The sequence below is a fragment of the uncultured Methylobacterium sp. genome, from assembly GCF_964242245.1.
Lineage (GTDB): Bacteria > Pseudomonadota > Alphaproteobacteria > Rhizobiales > Beijerinckiaceae > Methylobacterium.
Map to the genome: position 1 here is coordinate 1 of NZ_CAXTBY010000052.1, position 25314 is coordinate 25314.

The 25314-nt window shown below is 73.0% G+C and carries 22 protein-coding genes; 10 read left to right on the forward strand and 12 right to left on the reverse strand.

All coding sequences use genetic code 11. The annotated features are described in order from the left end of the window. Positions 1–156: 156 nt before the first annotated feature. The 4 genes from ACFE8Y_RS12420 to ACFE8Y_RS12435 all read right to left on the reverse strand — a co-directional run bounded on the left by ACFE8Y_RS12420 (position 157) and on the right by ACFE8Y_RS12435 (position 6920). Positions 157–1281 carry a M20/M25/M40 family metallo-hydrolase gene (locus ACFE8Y_RS12420; protein ID WP_375464692.1) on the reverse strand — a complete coding sequence of 375 codons (1125 nt, stop codon included), beginning with the start codon at positions 1279–1281 and terminating at the stop codon, positions 157–159. Next, positions 1278–2762 (reverse strand): M81 family metallopeptidase, encoded by a 1485-nt coding sequence (locus ACFE8Y_RS12425; RefSeq protein ID WP_375464693.1) that lies wholly within the window; start codon positions 2760–2762, stop codon positions 1278–1280. Before ACFE8Y_RS12425 ends, ACFE8Y_RS12420 begins: the two co-directional genes overlap by 4 nt. Before the next feature lie 53 nt (positions 2763–2815). Then, positions 2816–5185 carry a penicillin acylase family protein gene (locus tag ACFE8Y_RS12430; protein ID WP_375464694.1) on the reverse strand — a complete coding sequence of 790 codons (2370 nt, stop codon included), beginning with the start codon at positions 5183–5185 and terminating at the stop codon, positions 2816–2818. 190 nt (positions 5186–5375) lie between these two features. Continuing rightward, complete coding sequence (locus tag ACFE8Y_RS12435) at positions 5376–6920, reverse strand: acetolactate synthase large subunit (RefSeq protein WP_375464712.1); 1545 nt, start codon at positions 6918–6920, stop codon at positions 5376–5378. 193 nt (positions 6921–7113) lie between these two features. Here ACFE8Y_RS12435 and ACFE8Y_RS12440 point away from each other — a divergent pair, with 193 nt between their 5' ends. Further along, positions 7114–8712 (forward strand): ABC transporter substrate-binding protein, encoded by a 1599-nt coding sequence (locus tag ACFE8Y_RS12440; protein ID WP_375464695.1) that lies wholly within the window; start codon positions 7114–7116, stop codon positions 8710–8712. Positions 8713–8721: 9 nt separating this feature from the next. Beyond that, a complete protein-coding gene (locus tag ACFE8Y_RS12445; RefSeq protein ID WP_375464696.1) occupies positions 8722–10128 on the forward strand; it encodes an amidase in 1407 nt (468 codons plus the stop codon). A 541-nt stretch (positions 10129–10669) separates the two neighbouring features. Here ACFE8Y_RS12445 and ACFE8Y_RS12450 read toward each other — a convergent pair. The 3 genes from ACFE8Y_RS12450 to ACFE8Y_RS12460 all read right to left on the reverse strand — a co-directional run bounded on the left by ACFE8Y_RS12450 (position 10670) and on the right by ACFE8Y_RS12460 (position 12623). Next, the gene (locus ACFE8Y_RS12450; RefSeq protein ID WP_375464697.1) at positions 10670–11035 is read right to left on the reverse strand and encodes a response regulator; all 366 of its coding nucleotides are present in this window, start codon (positions 11033–11035) and stop codon (positions 10670–10672) included. Positions 11036–11186: 151 nt separating this feature from the next. After that, complete coding sequence (gene hpt / locus ACFE8Y_RS12455; RefSeq protein WP_375464698.1) at positions 11187–11756, reverse strand: hypoxanthine phosphoribosyltransferase; 570 nt, start codon at positions 11754–11756, stop codon at positions 11187–11189. A gap of 57 nt (positions 11757–11813) precedes the next feature. After that, entirely contained in the window at positions 11814–12623 is an 810-nt protein-coding gene (locus ACFE8Y_RS12460) for a zinc-ribbon domain-containing protein (protein WP_375464699.1), read from the reverse strand. 182 nt (positions 12624–12805) lie between these two features. Here ACFE8Y_RS12460 and ftsE point away from each other — a divergent pair, with 182 nt between their 5' ends. The 3 genes from ftsE (at position 12806) to ACFE8Y_RS12475 (ending at position 15389) form a co-directional block, all read left to right on the forward strand. Then, positions 12806–13504, forward strand: a complete 699-nt coding sequence (gene ftsE, locus ACFE8Y_RS12465) for a cell division ATP-binding protein FtsE (RefSeq protein WP_375464700.1) — start codon at positions 12806–12808, stop codon at positions 13502–13504. Further along, positions 13504–14448, forward strand: coding sequence for a cell division protein FtsX (locus ACFE8Y_RS12470; RefSeq protein WP_375464701.1), 945 nt, complete (start codon positions 13504–13506; stop codon positions 14446–14448). The genes ftsE and ACFE8Y_RS12470 overlap by 1 nt, the downstream gene beginning before the upstream one ends. Before the next feature lie 149 nt (positions 14449–14597). Beyond that, complete coding sequence (locus tag ACFE8Y_RS12475) at positions 14598–15389, forward strand: YdcF family protein (protein WP_375464702.1); 792 nt, start codon at positions 14598–14600, stop codon at positions 15387–15389. Positions 15390–15650: 261 nt separating this feature from the next. Here the strand turns inward: ACFE8Y_RS12475 and ACFE8Y_RS12480 are convergent, their stop codons facing one another. The 5 genes from ACFE8Y_RS12480 to rpoN all read right to left on the reverse strand — a co-directional run bounded on the left by ACFE8Y_RS12480 (position 15651) and on the right by rpoN (position 19558). Continuing rightward, on the reverse strand, positions 15651–15992 hold the full coding sequence (locus ACFE8Y_RS12480; protein WP_375464703.1) for a hypothetical protein: 342 nt from the start codon (positions 15990–15992) through the stop codon (positions 15651–15653). A gap of 14 nt (positions 15993–16006) precedes the next feature. Next, positions 16007–16474, reverse strand: a complete 468-nt coding sequence (gene ptsN, locus ACFE8Y_RS12485) for a PTS IIA-like nitrogen regulatory protein PtsN (protein WP_375464704.1) — start codon at positions 16472–16474, stop codon at positions 16007–16009. Positions 16475–16611: 137 nt separating this feature from the next. After that, positions 16612–17211, reverse strand: a complete 600-nt coding sequence (locus ACFE8Y_RS12490) for an HPF/RaiA family ribosome-associated protein (protein ID WP_375464705.1) — start codon at positions 17209–17211, stop codon at positions 16612–16614. Positions 17212–17405: 194 nt separating this feature from the next. After that, complete coding sequence (locus ACFE8Y_RS12495; protein ID WP_375464706.1) at positions 17406–17885, reverse strand: hypothetical protein; 480 nt, start codon at positions 17883–17885, stop codon at positions 17406–17408. Positions 17886–17998: 113 nt separating this feature from the next. Further along, positions 17999–19558 (reverse strand): RNA polymerase factor sigma-54, encoded by a 1560-nt coding sequence (gene rpoN / locus ACFE8Y_RS12500; protein ID WP_375464707.1) that lies wholly within the window; start codon positions 19556–19558, stop codon positions 17999–18001. A 573-nt stretch (positions 19559–20131) separates the two neighbouring features. On the opposite strand from rpoN, the gene ACFE8Y_RS12505 reads away from it, so the two are divergent. The 5 genes from ACFE8Y_RS12505 to ACFE8Y_RS12525 all read left to right on the forward strand — a co-directional run bounded on the left by ACFE8Y_RS12505 (position 20132) and on the right by ACFE8Y_RS12525 (position 25060). Next, positions 20132–22429 (forward strand): transglycosylase domain-containing protein, encoded by a 2298-nt coding sequence (locus ACFE8Y_RS12505; protein ID WP_375464713.1) that lies wholly within the window; start codon positions 20132–20134, stop codon positions 22427–22429. After that, on the forward strand, positions 22426–23151 hold the full coding sequence (locus tag ACFE8Y_RS12510) for a DUF1214 domain-containing protein (protein WP_375464708.1): 726 nt from the start codon (positions 22426–22428) through the stop codon (positions 23149–23151). The genes ACFE8Y_RS12505 and ACFE8Y_RS12510 overlap by 4 nt, the downstream gene beginning before the upstream one ends. After that, positions 23139–23777 (forward strand): hypothetical protein, encoded by a 639-nt coding sequence (locus tag ACFE8Y_RS12515; protein WP_375464709.1) that lies wholly within the window; start codon positions 23139–23141, stop codon positions 23775–23777. Before ACFE8Y_RS12510 ends, ACFE8Y_RS12515 begins: the two co-directional genes overlap by 13 nt. Positions 23778–23932: 155 nt before the next feature. Then, on the forward strand, positions 23933–24652 hold the full coding sequence (locus tag ACFE8Y_RS12520) for a response regulator (protein WP_375464710.1): 720 nt from the start codon (positions 23933–23935) through the stop codon (positions 24650–24652). A gap of 111 nt (positions 24653–24763) precedes the next feature. Then, the gene (locus tag ACFE8Y_RS12525) at positions 24764–25060 is read left to right on the forward strand and encodes a hypothetical protein (RefSeq protein ID WP_375464711.1); all 297 of its coding nucleotides are present in this window, start codon (positions 24764–24766) and stop codon (positions 25058–25060) included. Positions 25061–25314: the final 254 nt, after the last annotated feature.

Genomic DNA, 25314 nt, shown 5'->3' on the forward strand with positions numbered 1-25314 from the left:
GACGGCGCTTGCCTGCGCGGGTTCGGATCGCGAACGGCTGGGCTCCACGACGCGCGCCCCGCGAAGATTCGCGAGCAGCCTCTTTTGCTCAGGCCCACTAGGCCCAAGCGTCGGCCTTGAGCCCAACCGCGTCCAGGCCGGCGGACCGGCCCCGCCTCAACGCAGCCGCATCAGCAGCCCGGCGAACAGCCGTGCCCGCTGCGGCAGCGACGCGACCAGAATATGCTCGCCGAGGGTGTGGTAGCCGCGGCCCAGGGCGCCGAGCCCGTCGAGTGTCGGGATGCCGGCCGCGCCGGTGAAGTTGCCGTCCGAGCCGCCGCCGGCGCTGCGGTGGGGCAGGGCGTGGCCGAAGCCGTCCGCGAGCCCGCGGGCCGTCTCGTAGAGGGCCATCGCCGCGGCGTCCGGCTCCCAGACGGGCCGCGTGACGCCGCGTTTCACGTGAAACGTCACGCCGTCCGCCTCGCCCGAGAGTGCCAGCATCCGGGCGACGCCGCGGTCGAGATCGCCCTGGCGCTTGGCCATGCTGAGCGCTTGTCCCGTGCAGGTGGTGGCGACGCAGTTCACCCACCGGCCCCCATCGACGATGCCGACGCTGAAGGTGCAGTCGGCGTCCGTCATCGCCTCGATCGCCAGGATTTTTTCCGCCATCGCGCGGATCGCGGAGCGCCCCTCGGAGAGCGTCGAGCCGGCATGGCTCGGCCGGCCCGTCGCCGACAGATCGAAGCGGGCGATGGCGTAACGGCCGGTGACGACGCCGCCGTCGGGCAGGCCCGGCTCGGGGACGAGGATATAGCGGTGGCGCGCGGCCTCCGCCTCGATCAGGTCGCGGGTCGAGGGGCTGCCGACCTCCTCGTCGCTGGTGAGCAGCACCGTCACCGGCAGCGGCGTCTCGGCGCCCGCCGCGATCAGCGCCTTGATGGCCGCGAGCGCCAGGAAGTTCCCGGCCTTCATGTCGAGGATGCCGGGGCCGTAGGCGCGCTCGCCCTCGACCCGCCAGGGCAGGGCTTCGAGCGTGCCGACGGGATGGACCGTGTCGAGGTGGCCCAGCACCAGGAGGCCGGGTTCGTCCCGGCGCGGATGCGGAAACTTCGCCCGCACGCAATTGCCCAACCCCATCCGGCCGGGGATGGTCTCGACCGCGGCGCCGGCGATGGCGAGGTCGCGGGCGGCGAGCGCCATCATCCGGTTCACGGCGTCCGCGTCGTGGGTCGGGCTCTCGCATGCGATCCAGGGCTGGAGACCGGCGAGCATCGCGGCCGCGTTGAAGGTCGGTTCGGTCATCGGGCGGCTGTCTCCGCGAGCGGGTCGGCGAAGGGATCGGCGACTCGGGGCCAAAAATTCGGATCGCGCTTGGTGTAGGGGATCGCGCCGTACTCGGGCGGCACCGCGCCCGGCGCCGACACGTAGCGGACTTCGCTCGCGATCGGCGCGAAGGCGGCGTAAAAATGCTGCATCGACTTCACCACCACGAGGCGCTTGTCGGAAAGCGTCAGCCCGAGCCCGGTGAAGGCGTCCGGTGCGAAGGGCTGCTGGCGCAGGCTCGTCAGCACGACGTGGAGCCCGTCCGCCTCGACCCAGGCGCTGGGGCCGAGCAGCGCCCGGCCGCCGCTGAGGCCCGACTGGTCGTGCGCCTCGCTAAGCCCGCGCACGAGGATGGGCAGATCGACCGGATCGCCCGAGGTGACGCCGCACTTGCCGCCGATGCGCAAACTGAAGCGCGCGCCGATCCCGGCCTCGCGGCAGATGCCGACGGCACCCGGGTCCCAGATCAGGCCGATGACCGCGTCGCGCACCCCGCGGGCGGCAAGCCGTGCCAGCACCGCCGTGTTGTCGGAAGGTGCGCCGGCGCCCGCGTTGTCGGCGATGTCGGCGAGCACCATCGGGCGCGGGTCGGTGGACCTGAGCGCGGCGTCGATGCCCTCGTCGATGGAATCGGCTTTCGTCGTCGCCTCCTCGCGCATCGCCCAGACCGCTTCGGCCAGGTCCTTCGCGACGGCTGCCGCCTTCGCGGGATCGCCATCCGTGACGACCAGCATCCGAGCGCCGACCTCGGCCACGTCCCCCCACGGGAATCCGTGCGCAAACGAGACCGAGAGGATGCCGTCGCGGCCCTCCAGCGCCTCCATCCGCCGGACGAAGGCGGCGACCGGTGCGCGCGAGGTGCGCCACATGTCGACCATGCGGCAGTCGTGGATCGCCATCACCGGGCGGATCGCCCCGGCCGCCGTCCCGATCACCAGCGGGTAGAGGTCGCGGGCGCGCGCGACGATGTCGGTGTGCGGGTACTCCTTGTAGATCACGATCACGTCGGCGTTCGCGCGCATCGCCTCGGTGAGGTGGCAGTGCAGGTCGAGCTCAACGCCGACCGTCGTCTCCGGGCCGACCAGCGCGCGCACGCGCGCCAGGGTGTCGCCCTCGCAATCGTCGGTGCCCTCGGCCACCATCGCGCCGTGCATGAACAGCAGCACCGCATCGACCGGCAGCGCCGCCTTGAGGTCGTCCAGCAGCGCGTTGCGCAGCTCCTCGTAGACGGCGCGCAGGGTGATGCCGCCGGGCTGGGCGAAGGTCGAGAGGCTCTCGATCACCGCGTGCCCGTCGGCCTCGGCCATCGCGCGCCACGCCTTGAGCCCGATGTTGCTCAAGGTGGGCGGGTTGCGGCTGCCGTCGCGGCGGGCGTAGTCGGCCAGGAAGGCCGAGCGCCCGGTCGGCAGGGGCGCGAAGGTGTTCGTCTCGGTGGCGAGGCCGGCGATGAAGAGCTTCAAGGATTTTTCCGTTTGCTGAGAAGCCGTTCGATCTGGCTCCGTCGCGCAGCAAGTCACGCACCAGCCGGTCCGGGCATCAGGACGATCACCGTCTCGGTCGCCGCATCGACCGCGTCGCGGGAATAGAGCAGCGGGCAGTATCCCCGCGCCGCCCAGGTCGGCGCGAGATCGGCATAGTGCGGGCTGTCGGGGCGGCCCGACTGGCCCGGCGCGTTGATGAACACGCTCTCATCCCAGGCGCCCACATCGAGCACCATCCGGAACGAGGCCCCGTGGGTGACGCGGAACGTCTCGGGATCGTACTCGGCGTGCATCACGCACGGCCCCGCGCCGCCCTTGGGCAGCGGGCCGACATCGCGGCCGGCAAAGCCCAGCGGCGCGAGCGGGTGCGCGAGCAGGGCGTGGTGCAGCCGGCCCCAGGCCCAGGTCGCGGGATCGGGGCCGAGGCGGCCCGCGCAGTCCCGCCACGCGGCGGCGAGCGTCGTCGTCAGGAGCGCGTCGCGGGCGGGCGCGTCCAGCGGCGCGCGCGGGCTCTCCAGCCGGTCGAGCAGGCCCTCGACGTCGCCCGGCGGCAGCAGGACACGGGTCGCGGCGTCGGGCACCAGCGCGGCGAAGAGCGCCGGGCGCAGGTGGTGGACCCAGAACACCTCGACGAGGGCGGCCGCCGCGCCGTCCGCGTCGAGGCGCCCGTCGAAGGTCTCGAGGAGCGCGATCGCCGCGCGCGCCTCGGCGTCCTCGGGCGCCGCCAGGGTCGCGGCGAGGTGGGCGAGCCGCAGGGCCGGCTCGGAGACGGCGTCGCCCTGCAACGCCTGCGAATCGGCCAGCGCGTGCCGCGGCTGGTGGGCCAGCACGGTCCGGATGCGCCGCGCCCGCCACGGCTCCAGCCACTCGAACCCGAGTTTTCGCGCCTCGGCCGGGTAGCCGTCGGGCAGGTTCATCTCGTTGGCGCTGTAGACATAGCCGGCTAATGGGTCGATCTGCCGCGGAAGTGCGTCGGCCTCATGGAAGCCGGCCCAGGCATAGCGCCCGTCTCCGGGCACCGGCAGCAGCCCGTCCCAGTTCGGGCGGACCGGCGCTTTGCCGGCTACGAACCACGCGATCCGGCCGTTCACATCGGCGTAGACCTGGTTGACGGAGGGCGCCGACCAATGACGGAGCGCGGCGCCGAACGCCTCGGGCGTCGCCGCGTCGAGGTAGGCGAGGCTTGCGAGGTAGGCGGCGGTGCCGGGCTCGGACCACACCGTGCGCACGGCGTAGGCCTTGTTCCGCGCGTGATCCTCGCAGATCACCGGGCCGTGGCGGGTGAAGCCGAGCACGACGGCCTCGTCCGGACCATCGCGGACGGGGATCGATTCCGCGACCCGTTCGATCCGCTCCCAGCCGTCCGCGTACCGGAACAGGTCCGGGTCGTCGGGGTGGGTGTCGAGGACGAAGAGGTCCTCCTGGTCGATCGGCGCGATGGTCAGGCTGAAGGCCGCACGGCCGTTGTGGCCGATGGCGATGCCCGGCAGCGCCGGCTCGCCCGCGCCGATCACGTCGAGGCCGGGCGCGGTGAGGTGGACGACGTAGCGCAGGGACGGCAGGGCGACGACCCGGTGCGGGTCGCTGGCCAGGATCGGCCGCCCCGTCGCGGTGCGGGCGGGCGCCACCGCCCAGTTGTTCGAGCCCTCGCTCGCGGGCTCGGGCTGCGGACCCGAAGCGCGCCGCACCACGGCGCCGCGCGCGTCGACCCGGGACCAGTCCCAGGCCGCGTCGCGGGTCGCATGGCGGCGGCCCGGGTCGAACCCGACCGCGGCGGTGGCGAGGCTGAGCACGTCGAGCAGGTCGTCGGGGAAGGTGCTCGCGTCCACGCCCTCGGGGATGACGGGCGCGTGGGGCGGGCTCAGGCCCTTGCGCAGGGCGTCGGTCGCGACGTCGGCGCGGGCGAGCACCCGGGCGCGGGCGACCTCGGAGGGCACGTTGCGCACGAGCGCGTGGCTGCGGATGCGCACCACGTCCTCGGGCGCCCACGGCTCCGGCCGCGTGCCCATCGCCGCAAACTCCGGCGGCAGCAGGTCGGGCCGCGCGACGGTGAGCGCGATGAAGCCGTTCAGCCCGGACACGAACGCCTCCACGACGGCGCGGGTGCGCGGTGTGCCGTAGGCGGCCCACTCCGCCTCCCTGTCGCCGCGGTAGAGGAACAGCCGCGTCGCCCGGTCCTGTGCGAGGTAGCCCGGCCCGAAATCGGCCGCGAGCCGCCCGAGACCGCGCTTGCGCCACAGGTCGAGCTGCCACAGCCGGTCGCGGGCCGCGTTGAACCCCTGGACGCGGAACGCGTCGTCGGGGCTTTGGGCGCGGATATGCGGCACGCCCCAGCGGTCGACGCGGATCTCGGCCGGGGCTTCGAGGCCGGGGAGGGTGAAGGTTTCGAATGGTGTCGTCACGGTGCAGCCCTGCGACTGAACGAGGACTTGCGGAGGCACTCGACATCGCGACGCGGCCCCCTCTCCCAGGGGGAGAGGGCTGGGGTGAGGGGCGTGCCGTATCCGGAAAGCCCAGGCCCCTCATCCTGTCCTTCTCCCCCCGGGAGACGGGACCTGCGCCCGGTCCGGGAGCCGGGCGGGAGCGACCCCTTCACAGCGCCACCTCGATCAGGAACGGCCCGCGCCGCTTCAGCGCGCTGCCGAACACGTCGATGAACTCTGCCAGGGTCTCGACCCGCTTGGCCTCGACTCCGAACCCCTTGGCGAGGCTGACCCAGTCGATCGGCGGATCGTCGAGCGACAGCATGCCCATCGCCTTCGGGCCGGGGTTCGCCGCGCCGACGTTGGCGAGTTCATGGCGCAGGATCGCGTAGGCGCGGTTGGACCAGATCAGGGTCACCACGTCGAGGCGCTCCCGCGCCTGGGTCCAGAGCGCCTGCGCCGTGTAGAGCGCGCTGCCGTCGGCCTGGAGGGAGATCACCTTGCGGTCGGGGCAGGCGATGGCGGCCCCCGTCGCCATCGGGATGCCGAGGCCGATGGCGCCGCCGCCGAGCTGGAGCCAGCTATGGGGCGCGGCGGCATGCGTCGCCGCGAAGAAGCCGCGGCCGGTGGTGAGCGACTCGTCGCAGACGATCGCACCCTCCGGGATGAGAGCGCCGAGGACCGGGCCGATGGTGTCGTCGGAAAGCCGCCCCGCGGTCGGCAGGGCCGGGCGCGGGCCGGCCGCGGAGCCTGCGTCCGCGGGCGCGCCGACGGCCTCGGCGAGGCGCTCCAGCGCCTCGATCTGGTCCTCCTCGGGCGTCGCCAGCACGATCGTTTCGCTGTCCGGGGGGCTGAGCAGGCTCGGCTTGCCCGGATAGGCGAAGAACCCGACCGGTCGGGTCGCGCCGACGAGGATGATGTGGCGATAGGGGGCCAGCGTCTCGATCGCGGCATCGATCGGGTAGGGCAGGCGCTCGATCGGCACCGTGCCGGCCCCGCGGTCGATCCGGGCGTTGGCGGTCATCGCCAGCAGCCGCGCGCCGGTCTTGCCCGCAATGCGCGCCGCGATCCGCCGGCCCTCGTTCCGCACCGCCCGGTCGCTCAGGTGCAGCAGCACCGGCTCGCCGGAGGCCAGCGCCGCCACCGCCTGCGCCAGGGCCGCGTCGCCGGCCCGCGCGCGCCCGGGGACCGGCGGCACCGGCGCGATCCCGGTGCCGAGGTTCCACGCCGTGTCGGCGGGCAGGATCAGGGTTGCGATCCGCCCCGGTGCGGTGCGGGCGGCCGCGATCGCGTCGGCGCCGTCGGCGGCGATCGCCTCTGCCGTCGTGCCCATGCGGAGCCACGCCGAGACCGGCCGCGCGAAGCCCGCGATGTCGGAGGTCAGCGGCGCGTCGTAGGTGCGGTGATAGGTGGCGTGCTCGCCGACGATGTTGACGATGGGAGAGCGGGCGCGGCGCGCGTTGTGGAGGTTGGCCAAGCCGTTGGCGAGGCCGGGGCCGAGGTGGAGCAGCGTCGAGGCCGGCTTGTCGGCCATGCGCGCGTAGCCGTCGGCGGCCCCCGTCGCCCCGCCCTCGAACAGGAACAGCACGCAGGCCATGCCCTCGACCCGGTCGAGCGCGGCCACGAAGTGCATCTCCGAGGTGCCCGGATTGGTGAAGCACACCTCCACGCCCCCGGCGACCAGGGTGCGGACCAGGCTCTCGGCGCCGTTCATCGCTGTGGTCACGCTTCTCGTCCCTCGACGTGCGCCTGGGCCGCTCGGCCGGCACCCGCATCGTGGCGCCGCCGCACCCGGCCGCGCAAGGCCTCCTCGCAACGCCGATGCCGTGCGCGCCGCGCGCCGCGGGGCGTCGCCTTGGCGCGGGATTTGCCGGTGCGGATGCTCCCATCCCACGAAGGACCAAGCGATGTCCGGCCGCACCCTGGCTGCCCTGACCGTCACCGCCGCGCTCGCGGCCGCGCCCGCCGCGGCCGAGAGCAGCCTGCGCATCGCGATGACCGCGACCGACGTGCCCACCGCCACCGGCATGCCCAACAACGGCTTCGAGGGCATGCGCTTCCTCGGCTACCCGATCTTCGAGGGGCTGGTCTCCTGGGACCTCACCCGCACCGACCGGCCCGCCGCGATCGTGCCGGGGCTGGCGACGCGCTGGGAGCAGGACGCGGGCGACAAGCGAGTCTGGATCTTCCACCTGCGCGACGGCGTCGCCTTCCACGACGGCACGCCGTTCGATGCCGACGCGGTGATCTGGAACCTCGACCGCTACTTCAAGAGCGACAGCCCGCAATTCGAGGCGCAGGGCGCCGGCATCACCCGCGCCCGGGTGCCGATCCTCGGCAGCTACAGGAAGATCGACGCGCGCACCGTGGCGCTCACCACGACGCAGGACGCCGCCTACTTCCCCTACATGGCGGTCTACCTGCTGTTCACCGCCCCCGCGTCCTTCGAGAAGGCCGGCCGCGACTGGGCCAAGGTGCCCGCGGTGCCGGCTGCCGGCACCGGTCCGTTCAAGATCACGAGGGTGAGTCCGCGCGAATCCGTCGATCTCGCCAAGAACGACGCCTACTGGGACGAGGCCCGGATGGCGAAGGTCGACAAGATCCGGATGATGCCGATCCCGGAGGCCAACGCCCGGATCGCGGCGCTGCGGGCCGGCCAGGTCGACTGGATCGAGGTGCCGGCCCCCGACGCCATCCCGTCCCTGAAGCAGGCCGGGTTCACCGTCACCACCGGCACCTACCCGCACGTCTGGCCGTGGATGTACAACATCGGCGCCACGGGCAGCCCGCTGAAGGACGTGCGCGTGCGCCAAGCCCTGAACTACTGCATCGACCGCGACGCGATCGTCGGCTTCCTCAACGGCGCCGCCGAGCCGGCCACCGGCTGGCTCAACGCCGACAACCCGGATTTCGGCCAACCTGCGAACCGCTACGGCTTCGACCCGAAGCGCGGCAAGGCGCTCTTGGCCGAGGCCGGCTATTCGGCTGCGAGGCCGCTCGCGCTGAAGGTGATGATCTCGGCCTCGGGCTCGGGGCAGATGTCGCCGATGCCGATGAACGAGTTCCTCCAGGACAACCTCAAGCAGGCCTGCGACGTGGAGGTGTCGTTCAACGTCGTCGAGTGGCAGATCCTGCTCACTTCGGCCCGCGCCCTGCCGGACGCGCCGAGCCTCCAGGGCTCGAACGCGCTCAACGTGTCGTCGCCCTCCTCCGACGCCAGCGTGATGGTGCGCTACTTCGCGGCCGACCGCTTCCCGCCGAACGGCTTCAACTTCCCGAACTGGCGGGACGCGCGCTTCGACGCCGCCCTCAAGACGCTCGCCGAATCCACCGACCCCGCGACGATCGCGCAGGCGACGAGGAGCGCCCACGAGCGCCTCGTCGACGATCCGCCGTGGCTCTACGTGGTCCACGACCTCAACCCGCGCGGGATGAGCCCGCGGGTGAAGGGCTTCGTCTCGCCCCAATCCTGGTTCGTCGACCTCACCCGCGTCAGCATGCAGTAGGCGTCCACGATGACGGACACGACGGACGATCCGGCGCTGCTCTCGGCCAGCGCGCTCGCGGAGAAGATTGCCGGCAAAGCACTCTCGCCGGTGGAGGCGGTCGAGGCGCTGCTGGCCCGGATTTCCGCCTGCGAACCGAAGCTCCAGGCCTTCACCGAGGTGTTTGCCGCCGACGCGCGGCTTGCCGCGGAAGGGGCGGACCGGGCGATCCGCTCCGGCCACGCGGTCGGCCCCCTGCACGGGGTGCCGGTGGTGCTCAAGGACCTGATCGATCTGGAGGGCCGCATCACCATGGGCGGCTCGGCGGCCCACCGGGCGCGCCGCGCGACGCGCACCGCCACGATCGCCCGGCGCCTGATCGCGCAGGGGATGATCGTGTTGGCCAAGACCCACACGGTGGAGTTCGCCTACGGCGGCTGGGGCACCAACCCGCACCTCGGCACGCCGTGGAACCCGTGGGACCTCGACGTGGCGCGCACGCCCGGCGGGTCGAGCAGCGGCACCGGCGTCGCGGTGGCGGCCCGGATGGCGCCGTGGGGCCTCGGCACCGACACCGGCGGCTCGGTGCGCCTGCCCGCCGCCTTCTGCGGGCTCACGGGGCTGAAGGTCACGGTCGGCCGCGTCTCGACCCACGGGATCGTGCCGCTCTCGGCGACCCTCGACACGCCCGGCCCGCTTGCCCGCGGCGTCGCGGACGCGGCGCTCCTCTACGCCGCGATCTCCGGGCCGGACCCCCTCGACCCGACGACGCGGGGCATCCTGCCCGCCGACCCGTTCCCGACGCTGAACCGGGGCGTGCGCGGCCTGCGGCTCGCGCGCATGCCCGAGGCCGAGCGCGCCGGCTGTTCATCGGAGATGCTCGCGGCCTACGACGCGTCCCTCGACGTGCTCTCCGACCTCGGCGCCGAGATCGTCGACCTCGCCCTGCCGTTCCGGTTCTCGGAGTTCGTCGCGATGAGCACGATCACCAACGCCGAGGCCTACTTCGTCAACGGGCCGCTCGCCGAGGACCCCGCCGCGCCGCTCGGCGACGCGGTCCGCGGCCGGATTCTGGCCGGGCGGACCGTCTCGGCGCAGGAGTACCTTGGCACCCTGCGCCGGCGCGACGCGATGAAGCACCAGCTCACCGAGGCCTGGGCGGGCATCGACGCGCTGCTGACGCCGACCACCGAGACCGCCGCCGTGCCCCTGAACGCGGTGGACGAGGCGCACCTGCCCTCCCGCTTCACCCGGTTCGGCAACCTGCTCGACCTCTGCGGGCTGGCGCTGCCGAACGGGTTTTCGCCGGCCGGCCTGCCGCTCTCGCTGCAGATCGCCTGCCGCGGCTACGACGAGGCGACGGCGCTCCGCATCGGGCAGGCGTTCCAGGGCGCCACGGACTGGCACCTGCGGGCGCCGGCGGGGCTCGGCGGCTGAGGCAGGCGCATCGAGGCCCCCACACCCTTGGCGGGAGAGGGTTGGGTGAGGGATCACACGATCTCCGGTTGATCGGCTCCGGGGCATCGCATCATCCGCGCGCTCTTCCCTCTCCCCTCTGCGGGAGAGGGTGGCCTGCGAGCTAAGTCGGGTGAGGGGAGCGACAGTGCCTGAGAGGTCGCTCCCCTCTCCCGACCCTCGCTCACGCGAGGGCCACCCTCCCCCGCAGAGGGGGGAGGGAGCGCACGCAGCCGAACCGATCAGCCGGAAGCCGTATCATGTCTCTTCGGAAGGATCGCACCCTTCGCGCGCGTGAGGAGTCATGTCCCTTGCCAGGACGGTGCGCGATGGATCGCGGGACGTGCCGCCCGGGCCCCCCCTCTCCCCCTGGGAGAGGGTTCGGATGAGGGGGGGCGTATCCGGAGCGGTTCTCATCCCTCGCTCTCTCCCGCTGAGGGTGTGGGGACCCGCGCCTCACCGGAGAAACCTCGGACCTTGGATCGCCGATCCGCGTTCCGATCCGCTCACCCCACGGCCCGCCTCAGGCGGCGAGCGCCCGGCTCACGGTGGCGCGGAGGTCGGCGAGGGAGAAGGGCTTGGTCAGCACGTCGGTGACGATGGCGTCGAGGCCGCGGGCGCGCTCGCGCTGGTCGGCGAAGCCCGTCATCAGCAGGATCGTCAGGTCGGGGAAGTCGCGCTTGGCCGCGAGCGCCAGCGCGATGCCGTCCATCAGCGGCATCCGGATGTCGGTGAGCATCAGGTCGAAGCCGCCGTCGGATTCGTTGAGCCGGTCGAGCCCGTCGCTGCCGTCGATCGCCGTGACCACGGCGTGGCCGTCGATCTCCAGCCCCCGCTTGAGGAAGCCGCGAACCGTTTCCTCGTCATCCACCAGGAGGATGCGCGCCATGTCGCCCGTGTGCGTCCCATGCATCCGGCGGGCCGGTCCCGCTCATCCTGGAGATCGTCTAAAGTCGGCGCGGCCTGTCAATAAACTTTGTGATGGAAATCATCATCCGGTCACCTCCGCGCGCAAATGCCACGGCCGAGCCGGGACCGGATCAGGCGCCGCCGAACAGGTCGGGGTCGGGGCTGTCGTAATCCACCACGCCGACGAAGGGCAGTTGGCGGAAGGCGTGGGCGGCGTCCATGCCGTAGCCGACGACGAACGCGTCGGGGCAGGTGAAGCCGACGAAGTCGGCATCGATCCGCACCGCGCGCTTGCCCGGCTTCTCCAGGAGGACGGCGGTCAGCACTCGCTTGGCCCCGCGGGCCGCGAGCAGGTCCTTGGCGAACACGACGGTGCGGCCCGATTCGAGGATGTCGTCGACGAGCAGCACGTCGCGGCCCCTGACTTCACTCTGCACATCGCGAAGAATCTCGACCTGGCCCGAGGAGACCGTGCCGGTGCGGTAGCTCGACAGGTGCACGAACTCCACCTGCGGCGCGAGCCCGACCCGGTGCAGCGCCCGCAGCAGGTCGGCCGCGAACATGAAGCTGCCCTTGAGCACCGCCACCACGAGGAGGTTCTCGGGGTGCGCGGCCAGGATGTCCTGCGCCAGCTCCGCGTTGCGCCGGGCGATGCTGGCTTCGTCGAACAGGACGCGGACGCGTCGGGAGGGGCTGGTCATGCCCGTTCATAACCCATTTCGGCCGGGCACGGCCACGGCGGTCCTGCGGAAAATCCGTCAGTGCCCGGCGGCCTCCGCGCGCTTGGCCGTTGCGGCGGCATCGGTGGCCGCGTCCGCGAAGCGCAGGTCCAGGGTGCGGCCCGACGCGGGCGGCTCGGGGAAGCGGGCGCTGAACCGGGCGGTCTCGCCCTGCGTGAGGGCGCGGCGCGGCGGGGCGATGGCGTAGGTCTTGACCGTCCGCCCGGCGGCGTCGCGCATCTCCACCGCGATCGGCGGCACGGCGGCGTCGCGGGCGACGCCCACGAGGTCGCCCTCAACCACGAGCTCGGCCGGCCGGTCGCCGTCGGCGGGATTGCGGAACGCCACCACGTCGCGGATCTCCAGGCCGCGCAGGTTCACCGGCAGGCCGATGCGGGCGAAGACGCCCGCGGCCTGCGGCAGCGCCTGCACCACCGGCACGCGGGCGAGGCACGCGAGCGGGAGGGCTGCCAGCGCCACGAGGCCGGCGGCGAGCGCCGGCGACAGCCCGGCGATCCCGCGGCCCTGGCGCAGGGGCTTGTAGCCCGGCTTCGGCCTGCGCGCATTCGCCCGGCGCGGAGGGACGGGGACGTTGTCGATGACCGGTTCCGCCGCGGCGCCGCGCACGGCGGCCGCGGCCTCCGCCCAGGCGGCGTCCGAGACCGCGTCCGCGGCGGTCTCCGGCTCGCGCGCCGCCTCCATCTCGGCCTCGAGCGCGGCGAGCACCTCGGCGGGGGCGATGAACCACGTCTCGCGGCAGGCAGCGCAGCGGACCGAGCGGCCCTCCATCCCGACCCGGCCGGTCTCGATCCGGTACTCGCTGGCGCAGGTCGGGCAGACGATCAGCATACGGACGCACTCGCGCGCTGCGGGACGCCGGACGAACCGGCCGGCAAAACCCTTGAGCGACCATCGCGGGTTAGGGTTAAGCTCGCGTGAAACTGCCGAGGCCGGACTTGAAAACGCCGCCGGGGGCCGTCATCGCAGCGGCCGGACGGACAGGGAGGCGATCGGGGCGTGTGCGCGAACAGGTGACGACGAGGAGCCTGCTCTCCGGCGCGGAGGGGCCGGTGGTCCAGTTCGAGAACGTCGGCATGCGCTACGGCCTCGGGCCGGAGGTGCTCTCCGACGTCAGCTTCCGCATCCAGCCGCACTCGTTCCAGTTCCTCACCGGGCCGTCGGGGGCCGGCAAGACCACGCTGCTGCGCCTGATCCTGCTCTCGGTGCGCCCGACGCGGGGGCTGGTCTCGGTGTTCGGCAACGAGGTCAGCGGCATATCGAGCGCATCGCTCACCGGCCTGCGCCGCCGCATGGGCGTGGTGTTCCAGGATTTCCGGCTGCTCGACCACCTCACCACCTACGAGAACGTGGCGCTGCCGCTTCGCGTCCAGGGTCGGGCCGAGGCGAGCTACCGGGCCGAGGTCGTCGAGCTGCTGCGCTGGGTGGGCTTGGGCGAGCGCATGCACGTGCTGCCCCCGCTGCTCTCGGGCGGCGAGAAGCAGCGCGCCGCGATCGCCCGCGCGCTCATCGCCCGGCCGGACCTGCTGCTGGCCGACGAGCCCACCGGCAACGTCGACCCGAGCCTCGGGCGGCGCCTGCTGCGGCTGTTCCTCGAACTGAACAAGCTCGGCACCTCGGTGATCATCGCCACCCACGACGTCAGCATCATGGAGGCGGTGGCCGCGCGCCGGATGGTGCTGGGGCAGGGCCGCCTGCGGATCGAGGAGTGATGGACGCGACCCGCGACAGGACCAAGGCCCCGGAGCCGGCCCTGCCCCCGACGCTCCGGCGCAACGCGCCCTTGGTGCCGACCGATTCCGCAGCCAGCCGGTCGCTCGCCGCCGTCATCGCCATCCTCACGTTCCTGGCGGGCCTGTGCGCGGGCGCCGCCGAGATCGTCGCGTCGAGCGCCGGCCAGTGGCAGGGCGCGGTGGCGCAGGAGGTGACGATCCAGGTCCGCCCAGGGCCCGGCCGCGACCTCGACGCCGACATCGCCCGGGCCGACGCGATCGCGAAGGCGGAGCCGGGGATCGCGGCGACGCGGGTGTTCTCCAAGGCGGAGGCCGAGCGCCTGCTCGAACCCTGGCTCGGCAGCGGCCTCGACCTCTCCGACCTGCCGGTGCCCCGCCTCATCACCCTGAAACTCGGGGACCGGCCGGCGGATCTCAAGCACCTGCGCAGCGGCCTCGCCGAGGCGATGCCGGGCATCGCGAGCCTCGACGACCACGCGCTCTGGCTCCAGCGGCTCTCGACCGCGGCCAACACTTTTGTGGGTATCGGCGTCGGCATCGTCGCGCTCGTGCTGGTCGCCACGGGGCTCGCGGTGGCCTTCGCCACCCGCGGGGCGATGGCCGGCAACCGCGAGGTGGTCGAGGTGCTGCACTTCGTCGGCGCCGACGACGACTTCATCGCCCGCGCCTTCCAGCGGCGCTTCTTCGGCCTGGGGCTCCGCGGCGGGATCATCGGCTCGGGCGCGGCGCTGGCCGCCTTCGCGCTCGCCGGCCTCGCCGTCCGCACGTGGCGCTCGGGGCCGGCGGGCGAGGAGGTCGAGGCGCTGTTCGGCGCCTTCCACGTCGGCTGGCGGGGCTACGCCAGCGTGCTCGCGATCGGCGTCATCGCCTCGGTGGTCACCGCCGTGATCTCCCGGCTGACGGTGCGCCGCTTCCTGGCCTGATCGGGGCGGCAGACTGCGGCGGACGGCCCGAAAATCCTCGTGATCGGAAGCCCTTGGCCGCGCGTTAACCAGCGGGAAAGGTCTTGCGCCCGCAATGTGCCTCTGCGGCGCCGCATTCGGCGCTATGCTCCCGGAGGATGACACCGCGTATGCCGCGCGCTCCTGATCCGCGACCTGTCCGGCCCCGTGCCGGCGCCTTCGGCTGGGTCTGGCAGGACGAGCCGGCCTCCTGCCCGCGGGCGGAGCCGAAGCCGGAGGCGCGGCCCCTCGGCCCGGCGACGCGCGCCGTCCTCGGCGCGGGCGGCCTCGCTGCGCTGGCGCTGGCGGCGGGCTTCCTCGCCTTCGTCGCGGGCCTGGAGCGCAGCGAGCGGGTTCCGCAGGGGCGCGCCGACGGCATCGTGGCGCTCACCGGCGGCGCCCAGCGGATCGGCGACGCGATCGACCTGCTCAGCAACGGCTACGGCCGGCGCCTGCTCATCACCGGGGTCAACGCGCGCACCAGCCGGGACGAGATCGCCCGGCTCAACCCGACGCAGGCCCACTGGATCGCCTGTTGCGTCGATCTCGACTACCGGGCGCGCAACACCATCGGCAACGCCATCGAGACCCGGCGCTGGATGCGCCAGCACCGCTTCAGCACCGTCGCGGTGGTGACCTCGAACTACCACATGCCGCGCACCCTGATCGAGCTCGACCACGCGCTGCGGGGCGCCGACCGCATCCTGCCCCACCCCGTGATCGCCGAGGGCTTCGATGCGGGAAGCTGGTGGTCCAGCCCCGCCGCGGCCCGGCTGCTCGCCGCGGAATACGTGAAGTTCCTGGCCTCCTGGGTCCGCACCCGCTTCGAGGCCGATCCCGAGCGCTCCCGCGTCGCGGTCCTGATCGGCCGCGGCAAGCCGGTGAAGATGGTGGCCGAGCCGCTGGTGGGCCGGGTGGAGTGAGCGCGCGGGGACAGAGGCATGGCTCGCTCCCTCCCCCTTCTGCGGGGGAGGGTGGCCCCCGTGAGGGGGTCGGGAGAGGGGCAGCGCGACGGTGAAGGATGCGACGGGCGACGCGACCTTTCCGGCACCGTCGCTCCCCTCTCCCGACCTTCGCTGACGCGAAGCCCACCCGCCCCCGCTAAAGGGGGGAGAGAAGGGGCGTGCGAGGCCGTCTTCGCGTGGATCTGTCGGTCCGCGCTCGGCCCCTGAAGTGCTCGCCGCCTACGACCCGCGGCAGCGCGCCCTGATCGCCGCCGCGAACTCCTTCTCCGAATCCTGCACCTGGCCGAGGCGGGCGCCGCGCTCCGAGCCCGAGAGGCAGCGGCCGTAGACGCTCGCGACCCGGCGCATGGTGTCGACGTGGCGGCGCCAGATGCGGCAGGCCTCGGCGTCGCCGCCGTCGGCCTGCTCGAGCTGGTCGAGGGCCTGCCGCTGCATCGACTGGGCGACGAGGAGGTCGCGGGCGCAGGTCCCGTCCGCCGCGCCCTGCTGCGCGGGCGCGGCGGACGGGCCCAGCCCGACGAGGAACCCCGCCGCCACGGCGAGGCGCGCGCGTCGCGCCATCCTGCGGCCCAGGCTCATGCCGCCTGGGAGGTCGAGGTGTGAGTGAGCAGCGCGTAGAGGGCGTGCCCGTCGCGGGCGGCGCGGATGCGGTCGAGGATGCCGGGCTCGCGCAGGACGCGCGCGACCTGGGCCAGCGCCTTGAGGTGGTCGGCGCCCGCCCCCTCCGGGGCCAGGAGCAGGAAGGCGAAATCCACCGGCCGGCCGTCGAGGGCTTCGAAGTCCACCGGGCGGTCGAGGCGGACGGCGAGGCCGAACAGCCGGTCGAGGCCCGGCAGCTTGCCGTGCGGGATCGCGACGCCGTCGCCGATGCCGGTGGAGCCGAGGCGCTCGCGCTGGAGCAGGGTCTCGTAGACCTCCCGCGCGTCCAGTGCCGGCAGGCGGCGCGCGGCCTGGGCGCCGAGGTCCTGCAGGACCTGCTTCTTGGCGCGGGCGCGCAGCGACGGCACGACCGAATCCGGATCGAGGAAGTCCAGCACGGGCATGGAGGAACGCTTGCCTCGTCCGGTGGGAGCCGAAGGGTCCCACCCGTGAGAAAGGAGGCTGCCGGCTCGTCAGCCCGGCGCGGCCACCGCACGATCAATCAACGGTCCGACGTGCCGGTTCCGGCTCCGCCGGGCGCTCACGCTGCGGCGCCGGGCGGATCGACCCAGCCGATCGCGCCGTCGCTGCGCCGGTATACGACGTTGATGCGCCCGGTGCCAGCGTGGACGAACACGATCACCGGGGCGCCGGTGAGGTCGAGGGCGGTCACGGCCTCGCTCACCGAGTGGCGCTTGAGGGTCCTGGTGCTCTCGGCCACGACCGGCGGATGGGCCGTCCCGTCGTCGGGCTCGTCCTCGTCCGCATCGTCCTCGGGGGCGGCGAACACCGCGTAGGCCGCCTCGATCGCGGTGCCGTCGCCGGCCCCCGCGGCGTGCGCCTTGAGCCGGTGCCTGTAGCGGCGCAGGCGCGTGTCGAGCCGGTCGGCGGTCTGCTCGAAGCTGGCGCGGGGGTCGTGCGCGGTCGCGGAGGCCTCGATGGTCAGGCCCGAGACGAGGTGCAGCACGCAGTCGGTGCGGTAGGCAGTGCCGTCCCGGCGCAGGGTGACGTGGCCGGAACTGCTGTCGTTCATGTGCGCGTCGAGGTACTTCGCCAGCGTCGCCGCCATCCGCTCGTCGACGCGGCCCCGCAGGGCGTCGCCGAGGTCCAGGCCGTGGCCCGTGACGCGCAATGACCCCATGCATCCTCCGGTTTGCTGCCGTATGACCGGGCAGTTAAGGAGCCGGGGCGCGCGAAGTCAACGCTCGTTCGCCGGATGGCGGGATGTGACGGCGAGAGACGTTCCTGATCCGGTCGGACCACGAAGCGGCTCCCGCTTTTCGCCGCAGCACGCTTTCCCACGGCAAACCGGCACCCGCTTCGTCGGGCGCCATCCTAGGCGGGAAGCCGGGTGAGGCGCGGCCGCCAGATGCCGAGCACGACGTTGGCCGTCGCGACCGCGAGCAGCACCCACAGCGTGTTCCGCTCAGGCCCGAGCGATCCGGCGAGCGTCGCGGGGTCGACCTGACCCGCCAGCGCACGGGCGCTCTGGTCGGCCTCCTGCTGCATCGGACCCAGAACGCCGACGAAGCCGCTCTCGAAGATCAGGATGCCGGTGGCAGCCTTCGCCCAGGCCCAGCCGGCGTTGTGGTAGCCGCGGTTCAGACCGATCGCCAACAGGCCGGCGATCAGCGTCAGCCCGAGCGACGGGAAGAAAATCCACGTGGCGATGGCGCCCATCGCGCCGCGGATCACGGCATAGCCGGCCAGCGAGGTCGGCGGAGGCGCCAAGCTCAACAGGACGAGCAGGGACGCCATCGCGCCCATGAGCCCGATGGCCCCCATCGTGTGGAGAAATTTCAGGAGGCGTCGCACTGCGTCTCGAAACCCGCTTCGGTCGGCATGCGAAACCCTACCGCGATCGCAGGGATCGCGGTAGCCGGATCGCCCGCGCCCGTGCGGGCCGGCGGCCGCCGCGCCGGAAAATGCTAGCGCGCCATCACGGCGCCGGGCTGCATGCCCCCTTGCGCGTAGCGCTCCCGCCTGCGCTCGATCGAGGAGGGAATCCGCAGGGACTCGCGGTACTTGGCGACCGTGCGGCGGGCGATGTCGACGCCCTCGTTGCGCAGGCGCTGCACCAGGGCGTCGTCGGAGAGCACGTCGTCCGAGGTCTCGCCGTCGACGAGCTGCCTGATGCGGTGGCGCACGGCCTCCGAGGAATGAGAGGCGGTGCCGGCAGCCCCCGGAATCGCTGCCGTGAAGAAGTACTTCATCTCGAGCGTGCCGCGGCTCGTGCCGATCGCCTTGTTCGAGGTCACCCGCGAGACGGTGGATTCGTGCATGCCGATCGCCTCGGCCACGGTCTTGAGGTTCAGCGGGCGCAGGTGCGTGACCCCGTGGACGAAGAACCCGTCCTGCTGGCGCACGATCTCGGTGGCGACCTTGAGGATGGTGCGCGCCCGCTGCTCCAGGCTGCGGGTCAGCCAGTTCGCGGTCTGGAGCGCCTCGGACAGGAAGGCCTTGTCGCCGTCCGCCGACGCGCCGCGCACGACGCGGGCGTAGTAGCTCTGGTTGACCAGGACGCGGGGCAGCGCCTCGCCGTTGAGCTCCACCAGCCAGGAGCCGTCGGGGGCCGCGCGCACGAACACGTCGGGGATCAGCACCTCGACGGCCCCGGCCCCGTAGGCGCGGCCGGGCTTCGGATCGAGGCGGCGGATCTCGGCGAGCATCTCGACGAGGTCCTCGTCGTCCACGCCGCAGAGGCGTCGCAACGCGGCGAAGTCGCGCTTGGCCACGAGGTCGAGGCGCGAGACCAGCGCCTGCATCGCCGGGTCGAACCGGTCCTTCTCGCGGAGCTGGAGGCCGAGGCACTCGGCGAGATCCCGGGCGGCGATGCCCGGCGGATCAAAGCTCTGCACCAGCCTCAGCACCCCCGCGACCCGATCGAGCCCGGCCCCCAGGCGCTCGGAGACGGCCTCGATCGTCTCGCGCAGGTAGCCGGCCTCGTCGACCGCATCGATCAGGAAGCCGCCGATCAGCCGGTCGGTGGCGTCGCGGGTGGCCAGATCGAGCTGGGCGCCGAGATGCTCGCGCAGGCTGGTCTCGACGGTGAGCGTCGCCTCGAAGTCGGAGGCCTCCGAGTCGAAGCTGCCGCCGGTGTTGCCGTAGGGCGCAGGCGTCAGCGAGAGCATGTCGCCGGAGGCCGCCTCGCGGGCTTGGCTCGGCGCGTCGTCGGGATAGACGTTGTCGAGGCGGGCGTCGAAGTCGCCCTCGATCTCGCCGCGGCCAGGATCGACCTCGGGGGCCGACCACGCTTCGGGCTCCGCCCCGTCGAAGGCCGCGCCGGCCGCGTCCGCGCCGTCGGCCACCGGACCGTCCGCCGGCTCCGCCTCGACCCGCTCCAGGAGCGGGTTGCGCTCCAGCTCGGCGTCGACGTAGGCTGCGAGATCGAGTTGGGAGAGTTGCAGGAGCTTGATCGCTTGCAGGAGCTGCGGTGTCATCACCAGGGCTTGGCCCTGGCGCATTTCCAGCCGTTGCAGCAGACTCATCGCGTCGCCCCGGTCCTCTTCGGTGAACAGGCCGCCCGCCAGCGCCTTCGCGCTACCGGCACGGTTCTTGCTTCAAGTCCTGTCACAAGCTGTAGCCCGATCCCGGCCGCGCGTCAAAGCGTGATTGCCGGATATCCCGTTCGCGGCGCTGCCGTGTCCAAGGCGCCACACGCCTCGGCAGAGAGCCCATCCGTATCAGGGTGCGTCCGAAGGAAGACTTTAAGGCAGCGCTCGGCAGCCCTCGACATTAGAGTCCGCGCGCGAAGTGTCAGGAGCCAGCCTCGTCGCTGGCGGGACGCTGTTCAGGATGAAATCTTGAACCGAGGTACGACCAGCCCTCGTCACGGCCGCGCCCCATTCGCGCATCACGGTTGACAGAGGGCCGTCGACGGACGGGCCGGCCGTCAGGCCACCGTCGCGCGCTCTCGGCGCCGGGAGCGTCGCATCCGCCGCGACGGATAAGCCTCGCGGACGGGCGTGCGGCTTGCTATGGAAGCCCGGCCGCGGGGCTCGACCGCCGCGACGGCGACGCGCCGGACGAGAACCCCGGGGCCCGTGAGACGGATTCCAGTCGTGCGCCTGCCGAACGCCACCGCGATCCTCACCCGCCTCAGGCACGCGTCGCTCGCCTTCGACGCCTGGGTCAACGCGAGCCTGTACGACGGCGGCCGCTCCGGCGGCGAGGCCTACGGGCGCTTCCAGGAGCGCATGAAGGCGTTCTCGGTCCGCGGCTGGAAGCGCGTCGTCCTCGACCTCGCGAGCGAGGGCGTGACGCTGGGCACCGGGGCTGCGATCCTGATGCTGGCGCTGGCCCAGCCCGCCTTCAACCTGACCAGCGAGAACTGGCTGAAGCAGCAGGATCTGGCCGTCACGTTCCTCGACCGCTACGGCGCCGAGGTCGGACGGCGCGGCATCAAGCACGACGACTCGCTCAAGCTCGACGAGTTTCCCGACATCATGATCAAGGCGCTGGTCTCCACCGAGGACCGGCGCTTCTACGAGCACTGGGGCATCGACCCGATCGGCACGATGCGCGCCGTGGTCTCGAACTCGCGCGGCGGCGGCAACACCCAGGGCGGCTCCTCGATCACCCAGCAGCTCGCCAAGAACCTGTTCCTGACGAACGAACGGTCCCTGGAGCGCAAGGTCAACGAGGCGTTCCTGGCGCTCTGGCTCGAGAGCCACCTGACGAAGAACGAGATCCTGAAGCTCTACCTCGACCGGGCCTACATGGGCGGCGGCACCTTCGGCGCGGTGGCGGCGGCCGACTACTACTTCGGCAAGCCGTTGAAGGACATCAGCCTCGCCGAGGCCGCGATGCTGGCCGGCCTGTTCAAGGCGCCGACGAAGTACGCCCCCCACGTCAACCTGCCGGCGGCGCGCGGGCGGGCCGTCGACGTGCTGCACAACATGGTCGAGGCCGGCTTCGTCACCGAGGGACAGATCCAGACGGCGCTGCGCAACCCCGCGACGCCCGTGACACGCACCCGCGACATCACCGCCGACTACTACCTCGACTGGGCGTTCGCCGAGATCAAGGCGATGGCCGACTCGGGCAAGCTGAAGAGCGACCGGGTGCTGACCGTGAAGACGCCCCTCGACATCGGCATCCAGAAGCGGGCCGACCAGGTGGTGGCCGACACCCTGCGCAAGTCCGGCGAGGCCTACGACGTCGACGAGGCGGCGATGGTGATCCTCGATCCGGACGGGGCGCTGCGCGCCATGGTCGGCGGCGCCGATTACGGCGAGAGCCAGTTCAACCGCGCCACCGACGCGCTGCGCCAGCCCGGCTCCTCGTTCAAGCCCTACGTCTACGCCGCGGCGCTGGCCTCGGGCGAGTTCCGGCCGGACACGGTGGTGGTCGATTCCCCCGTCTGCCTCGGCAACTGGTGCCCGCAGAACTACGGCCGCTCCTATTCCGGGCGCCAGCCGATGTGGCTCGCGGTGGCAAAATCCATCAACACCATCCCGATCAAGGTCTCGATCGCCCTCGGCAAGGCAATGGGCATCAAGGGCGACTTCCAGGCCGCGAAGGCGGGCCGCGCCAGAATCATCGACACCGCCCACCGGATGGGGATCACCACGCCGCTCGTCGACTCGGTGTCGCTGCCGATCGGCTCGGCCGAGGTGACGGTGATGGACCAGGCGGCCGGCTACGCGGTGTTCGCCAACGGCGGGCGCAAGGCCAAGCCCTACGCGGCGATGGAGGTGAAGAACTCGTCCGGCGAGACGATCTACCGGCATGCCGACGAGCGGCCGGAGCAGATCCTCTCGACCCAGGTCGTCGCCGACATGAACTACATGCTCAACAAGGTGGTCGAGGAGGGCACCGGCCGCCGCGCGCAGTTGGAGGGCATGAAGGTCGCGGGCAAGTCCGGCACCACCAACGCCTACCGCGACGCGTGGTTCGTGGGCTACACCGGCAACTACGTCGCCGCGGTCTGGTACGGCAACGACGACCACACCTCGACCAACAAGATGACCGGCGGCTCGCTGCCGGCCTCCACGTGGCACGACGTGCTGGAGATCGCCCACCAGGGCATCGAACTGAAGCCCCTGCCCGGCCTCAAGGCGCCGACCGGCCCCGCGGCCCAGGCGGCCGTCGCGCCGACCGACCCGGCCGCAACCGCCTACGGCAAGCTCTCGCGCCGCTCCTTCGAGGTGATCGGCGGCCTCAACGGGCTGTTCCGCGCCGTCGCGGCCGCCAAGCCGGACGCGCGGGCGGGCGAGGTCAGGCCCGCCGTGAGCAAGCCGGCCGAGAGCAAGCCCGCATCGGGCGGCGAACCCGGCGTGAAGCCCGCCGCAGGCCTCGGGACCCGCGACGTCGCCGAGGGCGCCCGCTCCGTCGGCGGGCGCTTCGAGACCCGGTGAGCCCGGACGTGCGGACGGCACCCGACGCGGCCGCAGGGCTCGGGCGGACGCGGGCCGCGGCCGCGGAGGGCGCGCGCACGGCGGCCGCGTCCGCCGCGGCGACCTCCCGCGGCCTGCTCCGCCGCCTCGGAGCGCGGGCGTCGCGCGCCGGCCTCGCCCTCTACGCGCTGGCGCTCGGCGCCGTCCTCGGGCTCGCCAGCGCCGACTGGGCGACCCGGGGCGGCTACCCCTTCGGCGGGGTCACGGTCGGCGCCTGGACCGCGTGGCCGCGGGCCGGCTCGACCGCGGCCGATCCCTACACCCGCGCCGTCAACGCCCGCCGGGGCGAGGTGCCGCTCGCCGTCGGCGAGGGCCTGCTGCTGACGGCGTCCGTCGACGATGCCGGCCGGGCGCTGGACGCCACCTGCCGCTACCGGATCGCGGGGGTGACGCCGCCGGCCCGCGCCTGGACGCTGACGGTGGCCGGCCGCGGCGCCCCGGGGCCGGAGCGCGCGGGCGTGCGCGAGGGCTTCACCGCCACCGAGATCCTTCGCGCGGACGACGGGCGCTTCGCGATCCTCCTCAGCCCCGAGGTCGAGGCCGGTAACTGGCTGCCGAGCCCGCGCGCCGCGGGACCGATCCGGCTGGCGCTGCGGCTCTACGACACGCCGGTGGCGGCGAGCGCCGGGACGCTGGACCGCGACGCGGTGCCCGCGGTCACCCGGCTCGGATGCGCCTCGTGAACCTGCGCCTGGCCTACGCCACCGCCTGCGGGCTGACGCTCGCGGGCCTCGTCCACGTCGTGACGGTGCTCGCCATTCCCGCCCTGTCGGAGACGGACGCGCTCAGCCGCGCGCGCTCCAGCGAGAGCCTCGACCACCCGCAGCAGATCTACACCCTGTCCACCGCCGGCGACCCGGCCCCGGCCGAGGCGTGGCTGCCGATCCCCGACCCGGCGGTGGCGGTCGGCGTCTGCGCCTACGACCTCGACGACGGGCCGATGCGCGTCTCGGCCCGCACCGGCCCGATGATGCTGTCGCTGGCCGTCCACGGCCGGAGGGGCGCCTTCTACGCCGTGACCGACCAGGCCGCCGTGCGCGGCGCCCTCGACCTCGTGGTGCTCACGCGCGCCCAGTACGACGCGGCGCTGGCCGGCGACGACGACAGCGAGCCGAGCCGCGACGTGCGCATCGTCGCCCCCGACACGCAGGGCTTCGTCGTGGTCCGCGTCATCGCCGGCCTGCCGAGCCAGCGCGCGGTCGCCAACGCCGCCGTCCAGGCGGTCTCCTGCACCACCGACGGCTCGGACGCGGAGCCGGGCGAGGCGGATGGGAAGCCCGCCAAGGATGCGGCCAAGCCGAACGGCTGACGCCGCGGCGCTCGGGGGCACCCCCGCGGCCATCCCGGCGGCGGTTCTCGCAAGGACGAGGGCTGCCTGCCCGTGCGACGGGTTGCTTCAAGCGCGGACCGGGCGATCCCACTGGACGATCGCGCCGATCCCGTGTCCATGGGGATGGCTCGGCGATGCCGGATGCGGGCGCCATCGGCCGCGATCCCGGCCTCCGGGCGACCGAGAACGGCATGCAGTTCCTGATCGTCGACGACCATCCGCTGTTCCGCGACGCGCTCGCCGGCGCGGTCGGCCCGGCCTACCCGGACGCCGTCCTGCGCCAAGCCGACGGGATCGGTTCCGCCTGCGCCCTGCTCGCCGCCCATCCCGGCATCGACCTGACGCTGCTCGACCTGTCGCTGCAGGGCGTCGCCGGCCTCGACGGCCTCGTCACGATCCGCAACCGCTTCCCCCGCGTGCCGATCCTGGTCGTCTCGGGCCACGACGACCCGCGGATCATGCGCGAGGTCCTGCATCACGGTGCGGCCGGCTTCGTGCCCAAGGCGGTCGACCGGGCCGCGCTGACGCGGGCCATCGCCGACGTGCTCGCGGGCGCGCTCGCGATCCCGGCCGGGCTCGGTGAGCCGGCCTTCCCGCGCGCGCGCCCATCGGGGAAGTTGCCGCTGCCCGAGCGCATCGCCCGGCTGACGCCGCAGCAGCTCCGGGTCATGATGATGATCCGCCAGGGCAAGCTCAACAAGCAGATCGCCCACGAACTTCAGGTGGGCGATTCGACCGTCAAGGCCCACGTCTCCGAGATCCTGCGCAAGCTCGAAGTCATCAGCCGCACACAGGTCGTGATCGACACCGCGGCCCTCGACTTCGATCAGGTCCACGACGTCCGCACCGGCTGAGCGCTCCGCGCACGGCGCTCGCCGCGGGCGAGGACCGGGAGGGACCATCGCGGGGCGGCGAACTTTCATTGCGCGCAAGCGTTCTCCCTGCACAGCAACCAAGAGGTTTTCATGCGCTTCCGTGCTCTCGCCCTCGCGTCCTCCGTCCTCATCGCCGGCGCCGCCCAGGCCCAGTCGCCCGCCGTCGTGACCCCCGGCGCCCCCGGCACGGCCGGTCCCGGAACCGTCGACGCGCCCGGCGGACCCGGTGTTCTCACGCGTCAATCCGGGGCGGTCGGCTCCGAGGGGGCCGTGACCTACTCCCCGACCGGCCAGCCGGCCGACACGATCTCCAACGACTCCGCCGCCGCCGGCAATGCGAACCAGCCCTCGCGCGTGGCTCCGCAGGGGGGCGCCGGCGGGAAGTGACCGCCGGGCCGGCCTGATCGCCCGGGCGACGGGCCTCTCTCGGTGACCGATGCAAGGCGCGCCCCGACCGGCGCGCCTTCGCCGTGACCGGACGACGGCCCTGCCGCGCCTCGGGCGCCCTCGCCGCGTTCCCGCGTGCGGCGCGGGTGCGGCGTTCCACCGGCGCATCCGCTCTCCGCCTTACGCACAGCGTTAACCTTTCGTTAAGGCTGCGATTGCCGCCGGGCCCCGGGCATGAGAGCTTTCGTTAACGA

What these genes read in the sequence shown, in the direction of transcription:
- hpt (WP_375464698.1), bottom strand. Translation starts at nt 11,756, where the DNA reads ATGACCAGCCCCTCCCGACGCGTCCGCGTCCTGTTCGACGAAGCCAGC.
- ptsN (WP_375464704.1), bottom strand. Translation starts at nt 16,474, where the DNA reads ATGCCCGTGCTGGACTTCCTCGATCCGGATTCGGTCGTGCCGTCGCTG.
- ACFE8Y_RS12520 (WP_375464710.1), top strand. Translation starts at nt 23,933, where the DNA reads ATGCCGGATGCGGGCGCCATCGGCCGCGATCCCGGCCTCCGGGCGACC.
- ACFE8Y_RS12450 (WP_375464697.1), bottom strand. Translation starts at nt 11,035, where the DNA reads ATGGCGCGCATCCTCCTGGTGGATGACGAGGAAACGGTTCGCGGCTTC.
- ACFE8Y_RS12490 (WP_375464705.1), bottom strand. Translation starts at nt 17,211, where the DNA reads ATGGGGTCATTGCGCGTCACGGGCCACGGCCTGGACCTCGGCGACGCC.
- ACFE8Y_RS12445 (WP_375464696.1), top strand. Translation starts at nt 8,722, where the DNA reads ATGACGGACACGACGGACGATCCGGCGCTGCTCTCGGCCAGCGCGCTC.
- ACFE8Y_RS12420 (WP_375464692.1), bottom strand. Translation starts at nt 1,281, where the DNA reads ATGACCGAACCGACCTTCAACGCGGCCGCGATGCTCGCCGGTCTCCAG.
- ACFE8Y_RS12480 (WP_375464703.1), bottom strand. Translation starts at nt 15,992, where the DNA reads ATGGCGCGACGCGCGCGCCTCGCCGTGGCGGCGGGGTTCCTCGTCGGG.
- ACFE8Y_RS12525 (WP_375464711.1), top strand. Translation starts at nt 24,764, where the DNA reads ATGCGCTTCCGTGCTCTCGCCCTCGCGTCCTCCGTCCTCATCGCCGGC.
- ACFE8Y_RS12435 (WP_375464712.1), bottom strand. Translation starts at nt 6,920, where the DNA reads ATGAACGGCGCCGAGAGCCTGGTCCGCACCCTGGTCGCCGGGGGCGTG.
- rpoN (WP_375464707.1), bottom strand. Translation starts at nt 19,558, where the DNA reads ATGAGTCTGCTGCAACGGCTGGAAATGCGCCAGGGCCAAGCCCTGGTG.
- ACFE8Y_RS12470 (WP_375464701.1), top strand. Translation starts at nt 13,504, where the DNA reads ATGGACGCGACCCGCGACAGGACCAAGGCCCCGGAGCCGGCCCTGCCC.
- ACFE8Y_RS12475 (WP_375464702.1), top strand. Translation starts at nt 14,598, where the DNA reads ATGCCGCGCGCTCCTGATCCGCGACCTGTCCGGCCCCGTGCCGGCGCC.
- ACFE8Y_RS12460 (WP_375464699.1), bottom strand. Translation starts at nt 12,623, where the DNA reads ATGCTGATCGTCTGCCCGACCTGCGCCAGCGAGTACCGGATCGAGACC.
- ACFE8Y_RS12440 (WP_375464695.1), top strand. Translation starts at nt 7,114, where the DNA reads ATGTCCGGCCGCACCCTGGCTGCCCTGACCGTCACCGCCGCGCTCGCG.
- ACFE8Y_RS12515 (WP_375464709.1), top strand. Translation starts at nt 23,139, where the DNA reads ATGCGCCTCGTGAACCTGCGCCTGGCCTACGCCACCGCCTGCGGGCTG.